Below are 21085 nucleotides of genomic sequence, written 5' to 3'. Positions count from 1 at the left end.
CAAGCGACGCTCTCCCTCTCCGCCACGTGCTCCGATGATCTCGGGACGTATGGCGGATCGTTTGTTTGGTGGCCTGGCACGCAGCGCAGCGATTCTGACGCTGGTGCTGCTGCTGGCCATCATGGTTTCGCTGATCTTCGGTGCCTGGCCCGCCATCTCCGAATATGGTTTGGGCTTTCTGACCAGCAGTGTCTGGGATCCCGTGCAGGATCAATACGGCGGTCTGGTCATGATTTACGGCACGCTGGCCACTTCGGCCATCGCGCTCATCATTGCAGTGCCCGTGAGCTTCGGCATTGCCCTGTTTCTGACGGAACTCTCGCCTGCCTGGCTCAAGCGCCCTCTGGGCACTGCCATCGAGTTGCTGGCTGCAGTTCCCTCCATTGTTTACGGCATGTGGGGCCTGATGGTGTTCGGCCCCGTGCTGGCCACCTATGTGCAGCAGCCACTGCAGAACCTGCTGACCGGTGTGCCCTATCTGGGCGCTTTTGTCTCCGGCCCTCCCGTGGGTATCGGTATCTTGTCGGCCGGCATCATTCTGGCCATCATGATCATCCCCTTCATCGCCTCCGTGATGCGCGATGTGTTCGAAGTCACGCCGGCGCTGCTCAAGGAGTCGGCCTACGGTCTGGGCTCCACGACCTGGGAAGTGGTCTGGAAAGTGGTGCTGCCCTATACCAAGACCGGCGTGCTGGGTGGTGTCATGCTGGGCCTGGGCCGCGCACTGGGCGAGACCATGGCCGTGACCTTTGTGATCGGCAACATGAACCAGCTCAATTCCCTGTCCGTGTTCGAGGCTGCGAACAGTATCACCTCGGCGCTGGCCAATGAGTTTGCCGAAGCGGGCGAGGGCCTGCATCAGGCGTCGCTGATCTATCTGGGTCTGGTGCTGTTCTTCATCACCTTCGTGGTTCTGGCCATGTCCAAGCTGCTGCTCAACCGTCTGCAGAAGAACGAGGGAGCCCGCTCATGAGCCCGACTTCCACCTCCTCCAAAATGCTCGATGCAGCCGATCTGGCTGCGGTGCGTCAGGCCAAGTACAACAGGCGCAAGCATCTGAATCAGGTCGCGCTGACCCTGTCCATGGCAGCCATGCTGTTTGGCGTGTTCTGGCTGGTCTGGATTCTCTGGGAAACCATTCGCCAGGGCCTGGGCGGTCTGAACTTCGCCCTGTTCTCGCAGATGACGCCTCCCCCCAACGAGGAGGGCGGTATTGCCAATGCCATCTGGGGCTCGCTGATGATGGTGGCGCTGGCCACTTTCGTGGGCACGCCTATCGGCGTGATGGCAGGGGTCTACCTGGCCGAGTACGACAAAAAAGGCTGGCTGGCTTCCACCACGCGTTTCGTCAACGACATTCTGCTGTCGGCACCCTCCATCGTCATCGGTCTGTTTGTCTATACCGTGGTGGTGGTGCGCTTCAAGAGCTTCTCCGGCATGGCCGGCGTGATCGCGCTGGCGCTGATCGTGATTCCCGTGGTCATCCGCACCACGGAAAACATGCTGGTGCTGGTGCCGGCCAGCCTGCGTGAAGCAGCTTATGCGCTGGGTACGCCCAAGTGGAAGGTCATCATCATGGTGACCTTGCGCGCAGCCCGCGCCGGCGTGATCACCGGTGTGCTGCTGGCAGTGGCCCGTATTGCTGGCGAGACCGCTCCGCTGTTGTTCACGGCGCTGAACAACCAGTTCTGGAATGCAGACATGAGCAAGCCCATGGCCAGCCTGCCGGTCACCATCTTCAAATTTGCCATGAGCCCGTATGAGAACTGGCAGCAACTGGCCTGGGCCGGTGTCTTCCTCATCACTGTGGCTGTGCTGGGTCTGAATATCCTGGCGCGTTTCATCACCCGCCAGAAATAATTCGAAAGTTCAAGATCATGACTGCAACCACTGCTCCCGCCAACATCAAGCTGGCCGTGCGCGACCTGAACTTCTACTACGGCAAGTTTCACGCGCTGAAAAACATCAATCTCGATATTCCCGAGAAGAAGGTCACGGCCTTCATCGGCCCCTCGGGCTGCGGCAAGTCCACGCTGCTGCGCACCTTCAACCGCATGTTCGAGCTCTATCCCGAGCAGCGCGCCGAAGGTCAGATCATGCTGGACGGCGACAACCTGCTGACCAGCAAGCAGGATGTGGCCCTGATTCGTGCCAAGGTCGGCATGGTGTTCCAGAAGCCCACGCCGTTCCCCATGTCCATTTATGACAACATCGCTTTCGGCGTGAAGCTGTTCGAGAATCTAAACGCCTCGGACATGGACGACCGCGTGGAGTGGGCGCTGCGCAAGGCGGCACTGTGGAGCGAAGTCAAGGACAAGCTGCAGCAAAGCGGCTCTGGTCTGTCGGGCGGGCAGCAGCAGCGTCTGTGCATCGCGCGCGGCATTGCCATCAAGCCAGAGGTGCTGCTGCTCGACGAGCCCTGCTCGGCGCTGGACCCCATCTCCACGGCCAAGATCGAGGAGCTGATTGCGGAGCTGAAGAACGACTACACCGTGGTCATCGTGACACACAACATGCAGCAGGCCGCCCGTTGCAGCGATTACACGGCCTATATGTACCTGGGGGATCTGGTGGAGTTTGGCGACACCGAAAAAATGTTCTTCAAGCCCCAGCGCAAGGAAACGGAAGACTACATCACAGGCCGCTTCGGCTAAGGACTTAAAAATGACAGAAAAACATTTGTCCACGCAGTTCGACTCCGAACTCAATCGTGTCTCTGCCCGCGTCATGGAGCTGGGCGGTCTGGTCGAGTCGCAGATCAGCAATGCCGTCTATGCACTGACCAGCTTCAGTACCGAGGCGGTTGAGCAGGTCATCAGCACCGAGCAGCGCGTCAACGCCATGGAGGTCGAGATCGACCATGAGCTGTCGTCCATCATTGCACGCCGCCAACCCACGGCCCGCGACCTGCGCCTGCTGATCGCCTTCTCCAAGGCCACGGCCAACCTGGAGCGCATGGGCGACGAAGCCTGCAAGATGGCCCGCATGGTCAAGTCCATCATCGAAAGCGGCGCTGCCCGTTCGCTGCCCAGCGGCGAGTTGCGCATGGCGGCACAGATGGCTTCCGAGCTGCTGCGCAAGACCCTGGATGCCTTTGCCCGGCTGGACACCAAGGCGGCGGTTGCCATCTTGCGTGAAGACGATCTGATCGACGAAGAGTTCGACGGCTTTGTGCGCAAGCTCATCACCTACATGATGGAAGATCCGCGCACCATCTCCGCCAGCCTGGACCTGCTGTTCCTGGCCAAGGCCATCGAGCGTATCGGCGACCACTCCAAGAACGTGGCCGAGCTGATCATCTACCTGGTCGAGGGCAAGGATGTGCGCCATCAGACCATGGCCGAAATCGAATCTGCGGTGTTGTAAGACGGAGGCTACTCAGGGATGAAGAAGATGCCCATGGTCCTCATCGTGGAGGACGAACCTGCGATTGCAGAGTTGATCGCGGTCAATTTGAGGCATAACGGCTTCCAGCCCGTATGGGCGGAAGACGGTGTTTCGGCGCAGCGCGAGCTCGATGCCGTGCTGCCCGACGTGATTTTGCTCGACTGGATGCTGCCCGGTGCCAGCGGACTGTCTCTGGCTCGCAAATGGCGTGCCGACAGCCGTACCAAGGCCGTGCCCATCCTCATGCTGACGGCGCGTGGCGACGAGCCCGACAAGGTGGCTGGCCTGGATGCCGGTGCGGATGACTACATCACCAAGCCTTTCTCCACCCAGGAGCTGCTGGCCCGCATTCGTGCCGTGCTGCGTCGCCGTGCGCCTGAGCAGGTGCAGGACAAGGTCAGCATTGGCGAGCTGGTGCTGGATGCTGCGGCCCACCGCGTGAGCTGGCAGGGCGATCTGCTCAAGATCGGTCCCACCGAGTTCAAGCTGCTCAACTATCTGATGAAGCACCCCGAGCGCGTGCACAGCCGTGCGCAGTTGCTCGACAAGGTCTGGGGCGATCATGTCTTCATTGAAGAGCGCACCGTGGACGTGCACGTCAAGCGCTTGCGAGAATCGCTGGGTGTGGCGGGTGCTCTGATTGAGACCGTGCGCGGTGCGGGCTACCGCTTCAGCGCCCAGGCCATGGCCTGACAGCACTTCCCCCCGAACCTCGGCCCGGCCTGGCTGGGTCGTCAAAAATCACAACTGAAAGCAAATATGGGGTGGCGTGGTTTTCGATTGTTGGCTTCTCAGGTCGCGGCAGCCTTGGTGGTATGGCTGCTGTGGGCCTATCTCGTTGCACCCGGTGCGACGGTGCTGCAGCAATGCGTGGCTGCCATGACGGGCGCCTTGATCGGCGGCTGGATATGGTGGCTGGTGGACAGCTGGAATGGCGCGCGTCTGCTGCACTGGCTGCGTCAGTCGGAGCTGGGCGCGGTGCCCAATCTGGCAGGGATCTGGGGCGAGGCCAGCGTGCGCATGCGCCGCTGGATTCGCCAGAGCGTGCAGCAGGTGCAGCAGGGCGATCAGCGGCTCAATGACATTCTGTCTGCCTTGCAGGCCAGTCCCAATGGTGTGGTGCTGCTCGATGCACAGGGCCGCATCGAATGGTGCAATCAGATTTCTGCCAAGCAGTTCGGCTTTGATGCCGAGCGCGATGTGCTGCAAAGCATTGGTAATCTGGTGCGAGATCCTCAGTTCAGTGCCTATTTTGCGGCGCAGGACTTCAGCCATGACCTGGTCATGCAGGGGCGCGAAAGCACACCTTCGCGGCCGGTCAAGCTGTCGGTGCAGCTCTACGGCTACGGTGAAGGGCGCAAGCTGCTGCTGGCGCGCGATGTGACGGCGCTGGAGCAGGCCGAGGCCATGCGCCGCGACTTCGTGGCCAATGTCTCGCACGAAATCCGCACGCCTCTGACCGTGCTGGCCGGTTTTGTCGAGACCCTGCAGAACCTGCCGCTCGAGGAAGACGAGCGCAGGCGCTATCTGGAGCTGATGGCCCAGCAGGCCGAGCGCATGCAGCATCTGGTCGAGGACTTGCTGACCTTGTCGCGCCTGGAGGGAAGCCCGCTGCCCAGCAACAATGACTGGGTGTCGGTGGCGCAGCTGCTCAATCGCTGTGAGAACGAGGCTCGCGGCCTGTCCAATGCCTTGACGCGCAAACAGGCCAAACCCCATGTGCTGAACTTTCCTGATGAGCAGGCGCTGCGGCAGGCCGGAGATCTGGCAGGTGCGAGCGCAGAGCTGCACAGTGCGTTTTCCAATCTGCTGGCCAATGCCATGCGCTACACGCCGGCCGGTGGGCAGATCGATGTGCGCTGGCAACTGCTGCCCGATGGATCGGCCCGCTTTGCCGTCAAGGACTCCGGCCCCGGCATCGACGAAAAGCACGTGTCGCGTCTGACGGAGCGCTTTTATCGCGTGGACCGCAGCCGCTCACGCGATACGGGCGGCACTGGCCTGGGGCTGGCCATCGTCAAGCATGTGCTGCAGCGGCATGGCGCCAGGCTCAGCATCCAGAGTGAGCTGGGCAAGGGGTCGGAATTCGCCGTCACCTTCCCGCCCAGCCGTGTGCGGGCAGCTGCTGAAGTACCCGCCAAGGCACTTTCTCATTAGGAGGCCCTGGGCTGGGCCTGCAGCTTTGGAGGTCGTATGGCTCTGTGCAAAATGCTGCTGAAGGCCATGGCTGTGACAAACAGGGCTGCCGCGCTGCAAACCCAGAAGGGCATGGGCGTGGCCTGCCAGTCCAGCCAGCCTTCGGCTGCTTGCCATCGGTAGGTCAGCCAGTAGCCAAGGCCCAGGCCGCCGCCCCACAGCAGCAGGCAATAAATCACCAGAGGCGCAACGGTCACGCGATAGCAGCGCAGCACGAAAATGCAATAGGTCTGCACGCAGTCCGCCACATGGTATGCAGCCACGCAGATCAGCAGCCAGGACGTCATTGCCAGCACCCGCGGGGAGTCGGTGTAGATGTCTGCAATCCAGGTGCGAGCGATCAAGAGCGTAGCTGCTGTCGCAATACCGATGAGCAGAGCAAGCTTGAAACACTGTTGAATCAGCGTGCTGGCCCGGGCTTCGTCACCGGCGCCGCGCCAGTAGCTGACGCGGGCGCTGGTCGCAATGGCCAGGGACAGCGGAACCATATAGCAGATGGCGGCCAGATTGGCGGCGATCTGGTGGCTGGCAGACGAGAGCGAGCCCTGCCTTGCCACATACAGGGCCATGAGGGTGAAGGAGGTGACTTCCACCAGAATGGCCAGGCCTGCAGGGATGCCAAGGCGGCAGAAGCGGCCCAGCTGCAGCCAGTCAGGGCGCTCCAGCCTCTGCCAAAGCGCCAGCGGAGCATAGAAATCCTGAGTGCGCATCAGCCACAGGGCCACGGCAAACATGGTGTAGTTGACCAGCAGCGTGGCCAGTGCGCAGCCCACTGCTCCCAGGGGGGCAAGGCCCAAGCCGCCAAAGGTGAACCAGATGGACAAGGGAATCTTGATCAGCAGCGAGATGAGTTGCAGCCAGGTGACCAGCTTGGGCTGGCCTAGCGCCTGGTTGAGCGCGCTGTAGATGCGAAACAGCAGCGCCGGTGGCAAGCCCCAGGCCAGTACGGCGAGATAGCGCTTGACCTCCAGTTGCAGCGCATCGGGCACATCGGTCCAGCGCAGCAGTGCGCCGGGCATGAGCAGCACCGCCATGCCAAGCACGCAGGCCAGTGCACACAGATACATGGACTGGCGCAGCGAATGGCCGATGGCCTGCGGCAGACCGGCACCCCGCTGTTCGGACCACAAGGGCAGAAGAGCCTGAAAAATGCCCATCAGTGAGGCATAGACGCTGATGAAAATGGCCGACCCTACGGAGAGGGCGGCCACGGCATCGTTGGAATAGCGGCTGGCCACGATGGTATCGGTGGTGCCAAAGGCCATGACGGCCAGCTGCCCGGCCAGCACGGTACCTGCATGCCGGCCTATGTATTGCAGCTCGCCTTTCATGGTGCGGCTTTGGGGCCGGTGTACTTGAGCAGTACCAGAACTTCTTTTTGACCGGCCAGACGGGTGATGCGGCTGACTTCATTCCAGCCTTGGCGCAGCTTGCGATTGTGATCGCCCGCCCAGCGGTCTGCATCGACCAGCGCCCAGCCGCAGTCGCCAGGGGCGCTGCGGCGCAGCAGCGCGGTGTCCACATGAGTGTAGTAGCGCACGGCCGCAATCTGCGAACGGCCCAGGCCGTAGGTCAGCACGCAGCTTGTGGCGCCGTTCTGCCTGAGTTCGCTGCCCAGCTGTGTCATCTGGAATTCATAGCTGCGAGCATGATCCAGCGGCTCCATCCAGAGTGTGGACAGCAGCACCCAGCTCAGTGTGGCGCCTCCGGCCGGGAGCACCAGGCTCTTCCAGATGGCTGCGCGATTGCGCGAGGTGCGCCAGATCACCAACACAAACCAGCCGGCCGTGGCGAACAGTGCCACGATGACCGTGGGCCAGGAGATACTGGCCTCGAATTGCGGAGCCAGACGCGCAATATTGGCTGCGATCTTGGGCGGGAATCCGGTCTGAAACGCCAGCCAGACCACCCAGATGGCAATTGCGGATGCCGTAAAGAACAGCAGCGTGAACCAGTCGATCAGCGCGCTGATGCTGCGGCGGAAAGTGGGCAGGGCGAAGGCGGCCAGGGTGGCGATGGCGGGAAGCCCCAGCAGCAGTGCCCGATCGGCCGGGGTACTGCTCAGGCAGGCAGCCACCGGGACTGTGGCAAACAGCAGGGCGATGGACAGATGCGGGTTGTGGCCGGGGAAGGCAATCTGGCGGCGCCAGACCCACAACGTCCACAAAGCCAGGGGCCAGGCAGGCCAGCAGAACCACAGCAGCAGTTGCAGCAGGGCTTCCCAGTCCTTGAACGAGTCCACCAGATGCCAGACCCATTGATCCAGGGCCGTGGTCAGGCTGGCTGCGAGCACCGTGGCGGCCAGCCAGGCTGCGGCCCAGGTGCGGGCCTGACGGTGGGCGCGGCCGGGATTGTCGCCCCAGCTGCGCTGAGTGAAGGCGATCACGCCGCAGCCAAGTCCGAACAGCACGGAAAGAGTGGGGGCGCCGCTCAGGGCCAATCCCAGCAGGCCGAATAGCAGTGCCGCGGCTGACTTCCTGGGGTGATAGGCCATGGCCGCAGCTGCAAAAAACAGCAGCGCCGTGCAGCCCAGCTGCGTGACATAGCTGGTGGTTTCATGCGAGAGCTGGGCCAGGCCCAGGCAGGCAACCAGGGCCAGCAAAGCTGCATCGGCCATGGCGCGGGCATAGTCGATCAACTGGGCTTCCCCGCCAAAGGCAAAGGCCACGGGCTGCGCACCAGGCGTGCGTGCAAGGTAGTAGGCTCCCCACCAGGTGGCGCCCAGGGTCACGACCAGCAAGGCGATGAAGGGCAGGCGCGCCGCCATTTCGGCGCCGAGCAGCCACTCGAAACCCTGCAAGGACAAGGCACCCAGCCAGTAGGGCAGCAGACCGTCCATGCTGGGAGCCAGGCCCGAGAGCTTGGGGGCCAGCCAGTCGGTCTTGCCCAGCGCCAGCTCGCGCATGTAGCCAAAGGCCTCCATATCGTTGGAGCGCCAGGGGCCGCGCATGACAAAGCCGGGAATCACATAGGCCAGGCACAGCAAAAGCAGGGCCCAGCGCGGCAGGCGGCGTACAGCGCTTTGGGCAACGATGGCGGGTGTGGGCTGGTTCACGCAATCAATCCAGTAGCGGCTGTGCGAATTTGCACGGCCAGATCAGGCGAAAGCGCTTGAGGTCAAAGCGCTTGGTGCTCCGATGATAGGAGCATTGGGATTCCGTCGAGCGGCACCCAAAAAAGAAAAAGGCAGCACGGTTGCCCGGGCTGCCTTTTCAGCAAAAAAGTAAGAATTACTTCTTGCCGAAGCGGTTGCGGAACTTCTCCACGCGGCCACCCATGTTGTCCACCGACTTTTGTGTGCCAGTGTAGAAGGGGTGCGATTCAGAAGTGGTATCCAGCTTGAACAGAGGGTACTCTTTACCTTCGAAGTTTTCGGTTTCCTTGGTGGAAACGCAAGAACGTGTCACGAACTTGAAGCCGTTGGACATGTCAACGAACAGAACTTCGCGGTAATTGGGGTGAATGCCTTCTTTCATGATCTTTCCTTTGGTCAAGTGCGGGAGCCGCACCAGCCTGTCCGGTGTACTTTCCGCATAAAAGCTCTCCATTATTGCACACAATGAGAAAACAGCGCTGCTTGCGTCAGCAGGCGGTGGTGTGCGTTCAGCTTGCAAACCATGACCAATAGCTTCGGTGGCAGGCCTGATCCAGACAAGGCTGCAGAGTTCTTTTAGCTGCAGCAGCCCGGTGTTTGGGGCCGGCCGCCGCATGCCGGAGCGCTTCCGGCTGCGGGAGCTTGATGTGGCTCAACCCCCGGTAGGTCGTGACTATGCAACAACTTCTGCAGCGCATAAGATGTTGCGTTATTGCCATGCAGCAAAAAAGGGGCCGCTATGGTTGACCGCAAGGCCGAAGCTCAGTTCAGTTCCAGCCAGCAACTTGATCAAGCTGTGCGTGCGATGTGGGCGCAGCAATGGCTGTCGGTTTCCCCCGAGTCCCAATGGCAGGCCTGGATGGATTGGGCGGGCAACCTTGCCATCAGTCCGGGAAAGCGTCTGGATCTGGCAAGGCTGGCGCTGGAGGAATGGGTCAGGCTTTGCTATGGCGGGCCACAGACACAGGAGGCGGAGCGTCTCTTTCAGGATCCTGAATGGAAGCAATGGCCGTTCACGGTCATGAGTGCGGGCCTTGCCGCTCAGCAACGCTGGTGGCAGGCTGCCGCCCAAGGCGTTCCGGGTGTTGAAAGACACCACGAGCGTCTGGTCGGATTCTGGGGCAGGCAGTGGCTGGATATGCTTTCGCCTGCGAACTTTTTGGCCACCAACCCGATAGTTCTGGAGCGCACCGTCAAAGAGGGCGGGGCGAATCTGGTGCGTGGCTTCCAGTACCTGATGGAAGATGTGCACGCGCAGCTCGCAAACATGCCGCCTGCGGGCTGCGAGGGGTTTCAGGTGGGGCGCGATGTGGCCGTCACCGCTGGCAAGGTGGTGCTGCGCAACTCGCTGATGGAGCTGATCCAGTACGCGCCGACAACCGACAAGGTCCATCCCGAGCCGGTATTGATCATGCCGGCCTGGATCATGAAGTACTACATCCTGGATCTGTCGCCGCACAATTCGCTGATCAGGTATCTGGTCGATCAGGGACATACGGTGTTCTGCGTCTCCTGGAAGAACCCCGATGCCGGCGATCGAGATCTGGGCATGGACGACTATGTCGAGCTGGGCTGGCGTGCTGCGCTGGATGCCGTCACGGCCATCGTCCCGGGGCAGAAGGTGCATGCAGCGGGCTATTGTCTGGGTGGGACCTTGCTGGCCATTGTGGCGGCCGCGATGGCGCGCGATGGAGACGAGCGTCTGGCATCGATGACCTTGCTGGCCGCGCAGACCGATTTCACCGAACCTGGCGAGCTGGCGCTGTTCATCGACGAAGCGCAGGTCAGCCTGCTTGAGGCTCAGATGGCCCAGCAAGGCTATCTGCGCGCCGATCAGATGGCGGGCGCGTTCCTGATGCTGCGCTCCCATGATCTGCTGTGGTCGCGCATGGTCAATCAATACCTGCTGGGCGAGCGGGCACCGATGAGCGATCTCATGGCCTGGAATGCCGACGCCACGCGCATGCCTGCCAGGATGCACTCGCAATACCTGCGCCGTCTGTTTCTGAATAACGATCTCAGTGAAAGCCGCTATCCGGTCGATGGCAAGCCGGTCTCGCTTCTCAATCTGCAAGTGCCCATCTTCTGTGTGGGAACGCTTACCGATCATGTAGCGCCTTGGCAATCGGTATTCAAGCTCCACCATCACACTGCGGCTGAAATCACCTTTGTGCTGACGAGTGGCGGCCACAACGCCGGCATTGTCAGTGAGCCCGGTCATCCGCGACGCCGCTATCAGCTGCTCACTCGGCCTGTCGGCGCTCGGGACATTGTCGCCCAGCAGTGGCTGCAGGAGGCCGAGCAGCGCCAGGGCTCCTGGTGGCCGGCATGGGACGAGTGGCTCAAGAACAGATCCGGCACACCGATAGCTCCGCCGCGCATGGGCGGCACGAGCGGCGGGCCCTTGTATGACGCTCCGGGCCAGTACGTGCTCGGGCATTGAGTTTTCAAAAGCCGTTTGGTCACGGTGATATGCCGGACGGCCCGCCAGCCTCTCGATAGGCTCTACCATCACCATAGGGAGAACGATATGAGCATTCAAGCGACCCCTCTGAATCTGTTCAAGGCCAATGCCGAGCTGCAACTGCGCATCGCTCAGCTTATGCGTGAAAGTGGCCATCGCTGGCTGGCAGCCGCGCAGCAGACCAGTGCTGCAGGCATCAGTGAAACCACGGCGGAGCTGCAAAGCCTGCTGCGTGCCGAAGACTGGCAATCACTGGCCAGCCTGCCCGCCGAGGCTTTCATGCGCAGGCTCGAAGACCGCATGAGTGATGCCAAGAGCGCCAGTGATATCGCGATCAAGAACCAGCAGGCTTTTGCCAGCGGTCTGCAGCAGGCCCTGGAGGCCTGGCAAAAATCCGTGGCCGAGGCCCTGCGTGCAGACGGCGCGCGCAATCTGCCCGCTTTGCCACTGCAGGACATCTTCAAGCAATGGCTGTCTGCCTGGGCGCCGGCAACTCAGGACCCTGCCCAGGGCAAGAGCGGCAAAGCGGCGCAGAAGTAGGCAACAGGCTGGCGCAGCTTCAGCCAAAGATGGCGGCGCTGCCGCCTGCGGGCCGGCTGGTCAGCTGGCTCTCCATTGTAAAAATCCGATGTTTTCGGCGTTTTGTGGTGATCCATAAAGCGCTGGAAGCTATTGTTTTTGAATCTTCTTGAGAGAGAAGACTGTGACCTTGGGAGCACGACATGAACAAACCCAGCGGGATCGGTCCGTCGACCAACGGGTCTGTTGATCCTTTTGCATGGTGGCGGGCCGCCGGGGCCTATGCGGTGGATGCCGCTCAACGTGCCGTGCTGTATGCCGACATCGAGCGGCAGGTGGGCGACCAGTACCGGACTCAGCGTGAGGCCAGGATGCCGAACGTGCTGCATTTTCCCGCGGAACTCGTGATGTCGGGGCTGGACCTCCCAAGACCTGTCAACTATGGCCTGGTGCGTATCCAGGCGTCCGAAGATCGACCTGCCGACCCCGCCAAGCGTCCATTCGTCGTGATAGATCCACGCGCCGGGCATGGCCCGGGCATAGGTGGCTTCAAGCCCCATAGCGAGATCGGTGCGGCGCTGGATGCCGGTCACCCTTGCTACTTCGTCGGTTTTCTGCCCGATCCCGTACCTGGTCAGACGGTGGAGGACGTGATGCGTGCCGAGGCCGCGTTCATGCGTCGCGTGGCCGAGCTTCACCCCGAGAGCGAGGGCAAGCCGGCGGTCATCGGCAACTGCCAGGCGGGCTGGCAGATCCTGATGACGGCCGCTGTCTGGCCCGAGCTGTTCGGGCCCATCATTGTTGCCGGAGCGCCCCTGTCGTACTGGGCCGGCGACAATCCCATGCGCTACTCGGGCGGGCTTCTCGGGGGCAGCTGGATGACGGCACTGGCCAGCGATCTGGGTAACGGCCGCTTCGACGGCGCCCATCTGGTGCAGAACTTCGAGCAGCTCGATCCGGCCAACACGCTCTGGAGCAAGCAGTACAAGGTCTATGCGAATGCCGACACCGAAGCCGAGCGCTATATAGACTTCGAGAAATACTGGGGCGGCTATGTCTTCCTCAACGATGTGGAGATGCAGTACATCGTCGACAAGCTGTTCATCGGCAACAAGCTGTCGACGGCCCAGTTGCTGACATCGGACGGGGTGCGCATCGATCTGCGCAATATCCGTTCGCCCATCCTGGTGTTCTGCTCCTATGGCGACAACATCACGCCGCCGGCCCAGGCTCTGGGCTGGATCACCGATCTGTACGCCAGTGACGACGATGTGCGCGCTCATGACCAGACCATCATCTTCAGCACGCACGACAGCATCGGTCATCTGGGCATCTTTGTTTCGGGCGCCGTCGGCAGCAAGCAGCACCGCAAGTTCGCCAGTGCCATCGAGCAGATCAATCTGCTGCCGGCAGGCATCTATCGCGCCAGCGTGGACGATGCCACGAAGCAGGAGCAAAAGCTGCTCCATGATCCTTATCTGTTGAGCATCCGTGCCAGCGGCATCGATGAAGTGCGCGATATCGTCAAGCCCGATCCCGAGTCCGATCGCCGTTTCGACGCGGCGGCCCGGGTATCCGACATCAACCTGGCTCTGTATCGCAGCATATGGCAACCCTGGGTGCGTGCGCTGAGTACTTCCCAATCGGCACACTGGCTGCAGACCTTGCATCCCATGCGCCTGCAATTCGAGGCCTGGAGCAGCCAGCATCCGCTGGCTTGCCTGATACGCAGCAGCGCCGAATACATACGCGAACATCGCCAGCCCGTGGATGAGGCCAATCCCTGGTTGCAGATGCAGCAGCGGTGCTCGGCCGCACTGGATCGCGCTCTCGATGATTTCCGCGACCGGCGAGATCATATCTACGCCTTGTGGTTCGACATGCTCTATGGCTCGCCGCTCATGCAGGCGCTGGCGGGGCATGCTCATGGCGAGAGCGCAGCGGTGCGCCAGCATCCTGGCTCCACCCCCGAGCATCTGGCTCTGATGGCGGACAGGCAGCGACAGATCGAGAGCAGTGTGGATCAGGGGGGCGTGCTCGAAGCCACGCTGCGCGGTTTGCTGAGCGTGCTGTCCCAGCGTCGCGCTGTGGACGAGCGCTACTACCACCTGGCTGCGCAATTGCTGGAGCAGCAAGCGCCTGGGCGCTGGACTCTGGCCGAGCTGCGAGCCGCCATCCGCGAGCAGACCCTGGTGATGAGGCAATGCGGCAGCGCCGCCATCGAAGCCATTCCCGGCCTGCTGAAGAACACGCCTGCCGACACCATCCGCAAGGCCGCTGAAGCCATCACCCAGATGGCAGCCATCGATAAGGAGCCAGGCGCGGAGGATGATGCCGTGAGACAGGCCTTGCAGCAGGTACAGGCCTTGTTCGAGCAGGCCGCGCTGGCGCAGCAGCCTCGTATCCAGGAGCCTCTGGAGCTGGCGCCGGCTTTGGCACAGGCTCCTGCAGCTCCCCAGCGGGCTGCGGCTGCCGAGCGACGTAAACCGGCCGCATCACGCGGCAAGAAAGGAGCGCGATGAGTCAACCGAGCCCAGACATGGCGCAGCAGCCGTTTGAGGGCATAGCCGTCGGCGACAGCCTGCGCGTCACCGTTGCCTCCCGTGACGCGGGCACGCTGACGCTGCTCTGCGTCCACGATGCACAGCCCCGGCAGCCATCCCCGCAGCAAGCGGTTTCCATGTCATCCGGCGGCGCAGCGCAGCCGCTTGACGTTGCCTCCCATCACGGCCTGAGCCGCCTGCTGGCGGCTGTCAAGGAACTGCCGCCGGTTCGCGTGGGGGTGGTCCATCCCTGCGATGCCACCAGCCTGTCCGCTGCGCTTGATGCGCATCGGCTGGGGCTGATCGAGCCGGTCCTGATTGCTCCGCGCGCCAGGCTGGAGGCGGTTGCTCTTGCACAGGGGTTCGAGCTGCAGGGCCTGCGCATCGAGGACGTTCCGCACAGCCATGCAGCTGCCGAGCATGGTGCCAGGCTCGCTGCCAGCGGTGAAGTCGAGGCACTGATGAAAGGCAGCTTGCATACCGACGAGCTGATGGCGGCTGTCGTTGCCAGCAGTGCCGGGCTGCGCACCAAGAGGCGTGTAAGCCATTGCTTTGTGTTGCAGACGGCCAGCTACCCGCGCCCCTTCATCGTCACCGATGCGGCCATCAATCTGGCCCCCGATCTGTTGCAGAAGGCCGATATCGCGCGCAATGCCATAGAGCTGGCACAGGTTCTGGGGGTGGCCAGGCCCAGGCTCGCCATCCTCGCCGCCGTCGAGACGGTCAACCCCAACATGCCCGCGACGCTGGATGCTGCCGCACTGTGCAAGATGGCCGACCGGGGCCAGATCACCGGAGGCGTGCTGGACGGACCGCTGGCTTTCGACAATGCAGTCTCCATGGAGGCTGCGCGTACCAAGGGCATCACTTCGCCGGTGGCCGGTCAGGCCGACATCCTGCTGGTGCCCGATCTGGAAAGCGGCAATATGCTGGCCAAGCAGCTCATGTACCTGGGCGGCGCCGCCAGCGCAGGCATCGTGCTTGGCGCCAAGGTGCCCATCGTTCTGACCAGCCGCGCGGATTCGCGCGAATCCCGCATTGCATCCTGCGCGATTGCGCTGCTGCTCGCACATCACTACCGGCAGACGCCGCCCTGAAAAGCATGGTCGATGGCGCCAGGCTGGCCGTTGCTTCAGCCTGTGCCCTGTCGGCAGACAAAGGTACTGCCATGAGCAATTCCGTGATCATCGTCCTGAACTGTGGCTCGTCGAGCATCAAGTTCGCCGTATTCGAGGCCGCTCCACCGCTGCCGCGCAAGCCTCTGTGGAACGGCAAGGTACAGGGGATTGGCGGGCCCGGTCCCGACTTCGGCGAAACCGGCGTCCAGCCCTTTGCCATCGAACTGGGCACAGAGCATCCGTATCGCGATGCGCTGCGCGTCATCCGCGAGCGCATCACGGCCCGGCTAGAGGATCGGCCCGTGGCGGCGATCGCCCATCGGGTGGTGCATGGCGGCAGCAAGTATTTCGAGTCCACCCGCATCGATGCAGGCGTGTTGCGAGACTTGCGCAGCTATGTGCCGCTGGCACCGCTGCATCAGCCGTTTGCGCTGGAGGCCATCGAGATCCTGTTGCGCGAGCGGCCCGACATCGTGCAGATTGCCTGCTTCGATACAGGCTTTCATCACAGCTTGCCCAAGGTGGAGCAGATCCTTCCTCTGCCCTACGAATGGTGGCAGCGTGGCGTGCGCCGCTATGGCTTTCACGGGCTCTCGTATGCCTATATGGCGACCGCGCTGGCCGAGCGTCATGGCGACAGGGCCAGGGGGCGCACCATCGTCGCCCATCTGGGCAGTGGCGCCAGCCTGTGCGGCATGCAGCAGCTGCAAAGCATGGCGACCACCATGGGCTTCTCGGCCCTGGACGGATTGATGATGGGCACGCGCACCGGGGCGCTGGACCCGGGGGCCGTGCTCTATCTGATGGAGATCGAGAAGCTGACGCTTCAAGAGGTGGGGCATCTGCTCTATCACGACTCGGGGCTGCTTGGCGTGTCGGGCGTCTCGTCCGAGCCGCGTGTGATCCTGCGCCATGTCCGGGATTCCGGTGAGGCTGGCGAGCGGGCGTGCATCGCGCTGGACCTCTTTGTACGCCGCATCGTGCGCGAGATCGGTTCTCTGGTCGCTGCGCTGGGCGGGCTGGACATGCTGGTGTTCACGGCGGGGATTGGCGAGCACAGCGAGGAGATTCGTGCCCGCGTCTGCGCCGATCTGGCATGGCTGGGCCTGGGGCTGGATGAGCGGGCCAATGCAGCCCATGCACCGGTCATTTCATCTGCAGACAGCCGGGTACTGGTGGGGGTTGAGCCCACGAATGAGGAGTGGGTGGCCGCCCGCGATACGGTGCGGCTTCTCGCGCACTCATAGTCTTTTTGACATGCATCGAGTGGCGGCCGGGCTTGACGGCGCCATGCAGGTATTCATGGTGGCCCAGAGCAGAGACTGGGCGGTTGCGCGTCTTACCGAATGGCTTCGCTCTCTTGCACCGGGCATTGCCTGGACGCATCGATGCTCGCCTGGATGGCCGCGCGTGCCTGAGGGCTGTTCTTCCAGCAGCTGGAGCCTGTGAGGGCCGAGGCCTTGGCGACGATGTCCAGGGCGCTGGCCTGACGCAACTGGGCGAACGAGCCGTAGCCCAGGGATTCCAGCCGGCTCAGCACCGCCGGACCCACGCCCTTGAGGGCAAGCAGTGATTGGCGTTCTTCAATGGTGAATGGCATGGGTCGAGGCTTTGAAGCTGGAAGGCAAAAGACTTTCAGCAGAAACAGGCGATACGCCCGCCATGGTTGCCGTGGCGCCCGGCCAGAACTCAGGCCATGCTCGACAAGGTTTTTCTGAACCGCATCAGCGACAGCCAGAACAGCACGGCGCCGATTCCTGCCAGCCACAGAAAGGGCTTCCACACGGTCTCTATGCCAGCGCCGCGATACAGAATCGCCTGACCCAGCTCCACAAAATGCGTGGTGGGGGCGAACAGCATCACATCCTGCACCAGCTGGGGCATGGATTCGCGGGGTGTCATACCGCCAGACAGCAATTGCAGCGGCAGCAGCGTCAACACCATCAGCAGGCCGAACTGCGGCATGCTGCGCGCCACCGTGGCCAGGAAGATGCCCATGGCCGTAGTTGCGAAAAGACACAGGGCCGAGCCTGCCATGAACAGCAGCAGACTGCCTTCGATGGGCACCTTGAGCGCGCCGCGCACGACCAGATTGAGCGAGACGCCTGCCGCCAGCAGCACCACGGCGCCCATGGACCAGACCTTGGCCAGCATGATCTCGGTAGGCGTCACGGGCATGACCAGCAGATGCTCGATGGTGCCATGCTCGCGTTCGCGGATCAGCGCCGCGCCCGTGAGGATGATGGAGAGCATGGTGACGTTGTTGATGATCTGCATCAATCCGCCGAACCAGATCTTGTTCAGTCCGGGGTTGAAGCGGGCGCGCAGCTCCAGGTCCACGGGCAGTGCGCTGCCTCCCCGGTGACGCTGCACGAACTCGTTGACTTCGGCCAGCACGATCTGCTGCACGTATCCGCTGCCGGAGAACGCCTGGCTCATGCGCGTGGCATCCACGTTCAGCTGCAGCTCGGCCTTTCTGCCGGCCAGCACATCGCGCTGGAAGTTGGGAGGAATGGTCAGCGAGAAGGTGAAATCGCCTGCATCCAGCCCGGGATCCACATGGCTGAAATCCACCATCTGCGGCGGCATGAACTGAGGCGGGTAGAACGCCGAGGTGATGCGTGCGGACAGTGGCGACTGGTCTTCGTCGACGATGGCAATCGGCGCCTTGTGCAGCGTATCGGGCATGGCCGTGGCCGCGGTGTACACCGAGGCCGTGAAGGTGTAGACGATGAGCACCAGCATCACCGGGTCGCGCCACAGGCTCCACAGCTCCTTGACGCCCAGGCGCCAGATATTTTTCAGGCTATGCCACATGGTGTTTCTCCATGACGAAAACGAGGGGCTGCTGCTGAAACTGGCGCTGGCCCACCGCCAGGACAGCGAGCAAGGGCCGCCCCGCAGCGAGGCTGTCGTCCCCCTCCCGCGTTAGCGAGAGAGGGGGAAGCTGCGCAGCAGCTCAGGGGGAGCTTCATCATTTTTCTTGCTTGGGCAGAGCCCAGATGGCCACGCCCATGATCACGGGAACGGCAATCAGCAGCGGCAGCAAGGTCGGTGCCAGGTCGTGCAGGCCCAGCGCCTTGTTGAAGACGCCGCGGCTGATGGCGAACATATAGGTGGCCGGGTAGATCTCGCCAATCCAGCGACCGGCGCCTTCGAGCGAGGACACCGGATCGGTCAGTCCCGAGAACTGCGTGGCTGGAATCAAGGTGCCCAGCATGGCAAAGAACATGGCGGCAATCTGGCTGCTGGTGACGGCAGAGGCCAGCAGTCCCATGCCCGTGGCAATGACGCTGAAGAGCAGGGCGGCCATGACGAGCAGGGGGAAGCTGCCGGTCATGGGCACGCCGAACACGAATACCGCCATGGCACACATCAGAAAGAAGTTCAGCATGGCCAGCACCACATAAGGCAGTTGCTTGCCCAGCAGAAACTCGATGCGGGTCACGGGAGTGACGTACAGGTTCACGATGGAGCCCAGCTCCTTTTCCCGCACCACGGCCAGGGCCGTGAGCATGGCGGGCAGCATCATCAGCAGCAGCGGAATCACGGCCGGCACCATGGCGGGCAGGCTTTTCACATCGGGGTTGTAGCGAAAGCGGGTTTCCAGGCTGACCTGGCTGGCTAGCTGTATGCCCAGTCGCTCGCGCGCCTGCTGTACCAGCCACAGCTGATGCATGGCCTGGACATAGCCTTTGACGGTCTCGCCGCGCTGGGGCATGGCGCCGTCGAACCAGGCGCCCACGGCTACCTTCGAGCCGCGCAGCACATCACGGCCGAAGCCGGGCGGTATCTCGATGGCCAGCGCCAGCTCGCCGCTCTTCATGCGCCGGTCCAGGTCCGCGTAGTCCTGGATGGGAGGCATTTCAATGAAATAGCGCGAGCCTGCGAGATTGTTCACATAGTTCTGGCTGATGGTGCTCTGATCGCGGTCGAGCACTGCGAAGTGCAGGTCTTCGACGTCCATGCTGATGCCGAAACCGATCACCACCATCAGGACCAGCGAGCCCACCAGGGCCAGCGTGGCCCGCACGGGATCGCGTTGCAGCTCCAGCGACTCGCGCCACAGATAGCTCCACAGGCGCTGCAGGCTGAAGCCAGGGCCTTTGTGTGCTTCTGAAACAGGAGCTTGCTGCGCTTTATCTGTATTGATAGTAGATATTTTTGATGCGGAGGATAAGGCCGAGTCAGCGGTAGCAGCTTCCTTTTTGATATCAAGCACGGGCGCTGCCTCGCCCGAGGCCTCCACCAGATAGCCGATGAAGGCCTCCTCCAGTGTGGCCGCGCCGCGCTTGGCGGTCAGGGCTGCGGGCCGGTCGCTGTCCAGCACCTTGCCCGCATGCATCATGGACATGCGGTCGCAGCGCTCGGCCTCGTTCATGAAGTGCGTGGAGATGAAGATCGTCACCCGGTCGCGGCGCGAGAGCTCGATCAGCAAGCGCCAGAACTGGTCGCGCGCCACGGGGTCCACGCCCGAGGTGGGCTCGTCGAGAATCAGCAGCTCCGGCTTGTGCACCATGGCCACGGCCAGAGACAGGCGCTGGCGCATGCCCAGCGGGATGTTGCCGGGCAGCGTCTCGCGCACCTCTGTGAGCCCGAAGCGGGTGAGCATTTCCTCGACCCGCGCAGGGATCTCGGCCGGATCCACATGGAAGAGTTCGGCGTGCAACACCAGGTTCTGCAGCACGGTCAGCTCGCCGTAGAGCGAGAAGGCCTGGGACATATAGCCCACGCGCCGGCGTGTGGCCACGTCATGCGGATCGATCTTCTTGCCAAACAGCCAGGCATCGCCCTCGCTGGCGGGCAGCAGCCCGGTCAGCATCTTCATGGTGGTCGATTTGCCGCAGCCGTTGGAGCCCAGAAAACCGAAGATCTCGCCGCGACGAATGCGGAAATTCACATGGTCCACGGCCACGAAATCGCCAAAGCGCATGGTGAGATCGCGCGCCTCGATGGCGATGTCGTCATCGCTGGTCTGCAGCGGCGGGATCACCACGGCGGCATGGCCGCGCTTTTTTTCCTCGGGCAGCAGGGCGATGAAGGCGGCTTCCAGCGCCGGCATGCCGGTGCGCGCCAGCAGCTCGGCGGGGGTGCCGGTGGCCAGAATCAGTCCATCATCCATGGCCGCCAGCCAGTCGAAGCGCTGGGCCTCGTCCATATAGGCCGTGGCCACGATCACGCTCATCTGCGGGCGCTGGCCGCGGATGCGGTTGATCAGATCCCAGAACTGCGCGCGCGCCAGCGGATCCACGCCGGTCGTGGGCTCGTCGAGAATCAGCAGGTCGGGGTCGTGGATGAGGGCACAGCACAGCGCCAGCTTCTGCTTCATGCCGCCCGAGAGCTTGCCGGCAGGGCGGGAGAGGAATTTCTGCAGTCCGGTGCTCTGGGTCAGATCGTCAATGCGCGCCCGGCGCTCGGCCGCGTCATGACCGAAAAGGCGCCCGAAGAACTGCAGATTCTCTTCGACCGACAGCGTGGGGTAGAGGTTCTTGCCCAGTCCCTGAGGCATGTAGGCAATGCGGGGGCAGACGGCATCGCGGTGCTTTTTGCTGCGCATGTCGCCGCCCAGCACCTGTATCTCGCCGCCCTGCAGCGCGCGCGCTCCGGCAATCAAAGACAGCAGGCTTGACTTGCCCACGCCGTCAGGGCCGATCAGGCCGACCATGATGCCTGCAGGAATCTCCAGGCTCAGTCCGCGCAGCGCCTGCGTCTTGCCGTAGGCGAGCGTCACATCGCGCAAGGTGGCTACATGCTGGGTCATGGC

The 21085-nt window shown here is 62.8% G+C and carries 17 protein-coding genes; 11 read left to right on the top strand and 6 right to left on the bottom strand.

All coding sequences use genetic code 11. The features are described from left to right. Positions 1–34 precede the first annotated feature (34 nt). The 6 genes from pstC to phoR all read left to right on the top strand — a co-directional run bounded on the left by pstC (position 35) and on the right by phoR (position 5544). A complete protein-coding gene (pstC, locus tag F0P97_RS18790) occupies positions 35–973 on the top strand; it encodes a phosphate ABC transporter permease PstC (RefSeq protein WP_182287249.1) in 939 nt (312 codons plus the stop codon). After that, positions 970–1860 (top strand): phosphate ABC transporter permease PstA, encoded by an 891-nt coding sequence (gene pstA / locus F0P97_RS18785; RefSeq protein WP_182283488.1) that lies wholly within the window; start codon positions 970–972, stop codon positions 1858–1860. Before pstC ends, pstA begins: the two co-directional genes overlap by 4 nt. Before the next feature lie 17 nt (positions 1861–1877). After that, the gene (gene pstB / locus F0P97_RS18780; protein WP_182283487.1) at positions 1878–2654 is read left to right on the top strand and encodes a phosphate ABC transporter ATP-binding protein PstB; all 777 of its coding nucleotides are present in this window, start codon (positions 1878–1880) and stop codon (positions 2652–2654) included. Positions 2655–2664: 10 nt separating this feature from the next. Then, positions 2665–3366, top strand: a complete 702-nt coding sequence (phoU, locus tag F0P97_RS18775) for a phosphate signaling complex protein PhoU (protein ID WP_003067322.1) — start codon at positions 2665–2667, stop codon at positions 3364–3366. An 18-nt stretch (positions 3367–3384) separates the two neighbouring features. After that, positions 3385–4080, top strand: a complete 696-nt coding sequence (phoB, locus tag F0P97_RS18770; protein ID WP_182283486.1) for a phosphate regulon transcriptional regulator PhoB — start codon at positions 3385–3387, stop codon at positions 4078–4080. Positions 4081–4167: 87 nt separating this feature from the next. Continuing rightward, positions 4168–5544, top strand: a complete 1377-nt coding sequence (gene phoR, locus F0P97_RS18765) for a phosphate regulon sensor histidine kinase PhoR (RefSeq protein WP_182283485.1) — start codon at positions 4168–4170, stop codon at positions 5542–5544. On the opposite strand, the gene F0P97_RS18760 is transcribed toward phoR, so the two are convergent. The 3 genes from F0P97_RS18760 to F0P97_RS18750 all read right to left on the bottom strand — a co-directional run bounded on the left by F0P97_RS18760 (position 5541) and on the right by F0P97_RS18750 (position 9059). Further along, positions 5541–6914: an MATE family efflux transporter gene (locus F0P97_RS18760; RefSeq protein ID WP_182283484.1), complete on the bottom strand. Its 1374-nt coding sequence runs from the start codon at positions 6912–6914 to the stop codon at positions 5541–5543. The genes phoR and F0P97_RS18760 overlap by 4 nt on opposite strands. Next, complete coding sequence (locus F0P97_RS18755; protein WP_182283483.1) at positions 6911–8638, bottom strand: hypothetical protein; 1728 nt, start codon at positions 8636–8638, stop codon at positions 6911–6913. Before F0P97_RS18755 ends, F0P97_RS18760 begins: the two co-directional genes overlap by 4 nt. 175 nt (positions 8639–8813) lie before the next feature. Beyond that, on the bottom strand, positions 8814–9059 hold the full coding sequence (locus F0P97_RS18750; RefSeq protein WP_003053459.1) for a type B 50S ribosomal protein L31: 246 nt from the start codon (positions 9057–9059) through the stop codon (positions 8814–8816). 357 nt (positions 9060–9416) lie between these two features. Here F0P97_RS18750 and F0P97_RS18745 point away from each other — a divergent pair, with 357 nt between their 5' ends. The 5 genes from F0P97_RS18745 (at position 9417) to F0P97_RS18725 (ending at position 16568) form a co-directional block, all read left to right on the top strand. After that, entirely contained in the window at positions 9417–11120 is a 1704-nt protein-coding gene (locus F0P97_RS18745) for a PHA/PHB synthase family protein (RefSeq protein ID WP_182283482.1), read from the top strand. A gap of 87 nt (positions 11121–11207) precedes the next feature. Beyond that, positions 11208–11681, top strand: a complete 474-nt coding sequence (locus F0P97_RS18740; protein WP_182283481.1) for a phasin family protein — start codon at positions 11208–11210, stop codon at positions 11679–11681. 182 nt (positions 11682–11863) lie between these two features. Beyond that, positions 11864–14182 carry a DUF3141 domain-containing protein gene (locus F0P97_RS18735; protein WP_182283480.1) on the top strand — a complete coding sequence of 773 codons (2319 nt, stop codon included), beginning with the start codon at positions 11864–11866 and terminating at the stop codon, positions 14180–14182. Continuing rightward, positions 14179–15300 (top strand): bifunctional enoyl-CoA hydratase/phosphate acetyltransferase, encoded by a 1122-nt coding sequence (locus F0P97_RS18730; protein WP_182283479.1) that lies wholly within the window; start codon positions 14179–14181, stop codon positions 15298–15300. The genes F0P97_RS18735 and F0P97_RS18730 overlap by 4 nt, the downstream gene beginning before the upstream one ends. A gap of 71 nt (positions 15301–15371) precedes the next feature. Further along, positions 15372–16568 carry an acetate/propionate family kinase gene (locus F0P97_RS18725; RefSeq protein WP_182283478.1) on the top strand — a complete coding sequence of 399 codons (1197 nt, stop codon included), beginning with the start codon at positions 15372–15374 and terminating at the stop codon, positions 16566–16568. Positions 16569–16660: 92 nt separating this feature from the next. Here the strand turns inward: F0P97_RS18725 and F0P97_RS18720 are convergent, their stop codons facing one another. From F0P97_RS18720 to rbbA, 3 genes are all read right to left on the bottom strand, one after another. Further along, positions 16661–16921 carry a helix-hairpin-helix domain-containing protein gene (locus F0P97_RS18720; RefSeq protein ID WP_182283477.1) on the bottom strand — a complete coding sequence of 87 codons (261 nt, stop codon included), beginning with the start codon at positions 16919–16921 and terminating at the stop codon, positions 16661–16663. An 89-nt stretch (positions 16922–17010) separates the two neighbouring features. Next, positions 17011–18138 carry an ABC transporter permease gene (locus F0P97_RS18715; RefSeq protein ID WP_087081958.1) on the bottom strand — a complete coding sequence of 376 codons (1128 nt, stop codon included), beginning with the start codon at positions 18136–18138 and terminating at the stop codon, positions 17011–17013. 157 nt (positions 18139–18295) lie between these two features. Beyond that, on the bottom strand, positions 18296–21082 hold the full coding sequence (gene rbbA / locus F0P97_RS18710) for a ribosome-associated ATPase/putative transporter RbbA (RefSeq protein WP_182283476.1): 2787 nt from the start codon (positions 21080–21082) through the stop codon (positions 18296–18298). Positions 21083–21085 lie beyond the last annotated feature (3 nt).

The sequence above is a fragment of the Comamonas testosteroni genome (genome assembly GCF_014076415.1).
Taxonomy (GTDB): Bacteria; Pseudomonadota; Gammaproteobacteria; order Burkholderiales; family Burkholderiaceae_C; genus Comamonas; species Comamonas testosteroni_F.
This window is presented reverse-complemented; position numbering and strand designations above follow the sequence as displayed.